Source organism: Roseomonas aerilata DSM 19363, assembly GCF_000711725.1.
GTDB lineage: Bacteria > Pseudomonadota > Alphaproteobacteria > Acetobacterales > Acetobacteraceae > Roseomonas > Roseomonas aerilata.
In genome coordinates this window covers 1-1,860 of the sequence record NZ_JONP01000135.1, presented here as the reverse complement: position 1 = coordinate 1,860, position 1,860 = coordinate 1, and the positions used below count along the sequence as shown (strand labels likewise).

General features: G+C 63.3%; 2 protein-coding genes. Both read right to left on the bottom strand.

The window, feature by feature from the left end; translation table 11 throughout:
• Nucleotides 1-451 precede the first annotated feature (451 nt).
• On the bottom strand, nt 452-748 hold the full coding sequence (locus BO39_RS29335; protein ID WP_156964183.1) for a hypothetical protein: 297 nt from the start codon (nt 746-748) through the stop codon (nt 452-454).
• A gap of 192 nt (nt 749-940) precedes the next feature.
• A complete protein-coding gene (locus tag BO39_RS29330) occupies nt 941-1,186 on the bottom strand; it encodes a hypothetical protein (protein WP_043840420.1) in 246 nt (81 codons plus the stop codon).
• Nucleotides 1,187-1,860 lie beyond the last annotated feature (674 nt).

The window sequence follows — 1,860 nt, the reverse complement described above, 5'->3', positions numbered from 1 at the left end:
CGATCAGTGCTGCCGTCCCCATGACAATGGCCGGCATCATCGCCAAGGCCCTTGCGGCCAAGGCAGAAGCCAGAGATTCAGATGGGACGGTCCACAGCACCGTGGCCGAACTCTGGGCATGGGATCTGGTGAACGACCTGGCGCGCCTGGAGGGTGGGGTCTGAGGCTGAAAAGTTCGGCAGCAGCGTGGCCGTTCTTTGATGGCTGGCGCGCCTGAGCTTCGCCAGCCGCGGTGGAAGGCGCTATATCCTTCCCTCGTCTTTGCTGCCGGCCACGAAGTTCTTGGGCTCGGCAGGCATGCCGTCGCACCAGTCCTTCTGCGGCAGGTATTGCCCGAGGATCTGACTTCCACCTTGGCGAGCCTGTGGCGAGCGCCGTGGTTCAGCGCTGGTGCTGACAGGGTTGGTGGGCCACCGACGGTCTGTGTGCAACAGGAGCTGCGCCGCAGGTGTCAGACGCGGCCGATCATCGACAGGTAAATCGCGTCCGAGATGCAGGACTTGATCAGCCCCTCGGCGGCCGTGGATCTCAGATCATCCCGCACGCGACCTGCCACGATCAGCTTCTCCGCATGCTGCTGCCATGTCTCAGCACGTGCGGCCGAAAGGGCTCGCACCGCGTCGAGCGCGTTGTCCAGGAGAGCTGCAAACTCCTCCTTACTCAGTTCCGGGTCCGCTTCGCGCATCCTGTCCAGCGCATCGTGGAAGCGGTCAGAAAAGGTGGTTACTCTATCAGCAGTCTTGAGCATCGGTTGTGTCCCTTGCAAGAGATCAGGCCCGCAGCGGTGTCGCCACGCTAAGGGAAACTGCCCTTGTTTGCGCCTCAATGATCTGAACAGCCCTTACCTGGCCACCAGCAATCTCGTCTTCGAGCCGGGATGCATCCCCATCTCTGCAAGCAGGCTTGTTATGCCGTGTGGCAGAGGGACATGGGCCGGTCGCTAAGCGACGGCACTGCAAGATGTCGCCTTCCGGCCGAGGCGGCAGTGCAGCTCGGCGCTCGTCAGACGCTCACCGCGTCGGACGGCGGCCAGGATCTCAAGGGCCAGCGCGGATCGATAGCCGATGAACTCGCCGGTCGGCGGCGGAACGTTGAACTTGGCGCGATACGCATTCACCGCTCTGTCCAACACATCCGCCCCGGCTTCGGGCATTCCATCCCAAGCCTCGCCTTCATCGTCACGCATGCGGCCTCCATCGCAGCCCGGCAGGGAAGATCATCCGCCTCGAATGACCTTTACCGTAACGATGCGAAGTGGGACCGAGTTTCGCCTGTAGAGTGCCCCTGACGCCCGGCGGGTTGGTTAATTTCTTGAACGGGGCATCTAAGCGCAACGGTTGTTCGTTACGTAATAAATCGGAGCGGCAGCGTCTTACTGGCCGGAGGAGAAAGCCGTGAGTTCCTTGATCCTGACGAGCCTCATCGTATCCGGCGCACTCTTCGCCGCCGTCTCGCTGGCGGAGTTCCTGGTGGGCTGAGCCAACCTCTCGGACGCCGCAGCCGGGTGCGCAGTCGCCCATCCAGTCAGGCATGTCTTACAGAGGAAGCGTCGTTCTCGGCCCTGTCGGCCAGGTGCTCGATCAGGCGGCTCGCGATCAGGCCCGGTCTCCGCCCCCAGTGATCGGCAGCGTCATCGGCCGGAGCCAGCCCAGCAGGGTCAGCACCAAGGTAGACCCGAACCCGTCAAGCAGCGGTCCGCACGGTGCGTGAGGGGCCGCGAGTGTCTCCTGGGCGTCCGGCCGACTAGGGTCAGGACCCGTTAATGAGGGCTGGCGCCTGATCTGAATGGCTGATTCCATGGTAGCCGGAGGTGCTGCCATGGCTGACCTGTTCTGGCTCACGAAGGCGCAGATCCGGCGG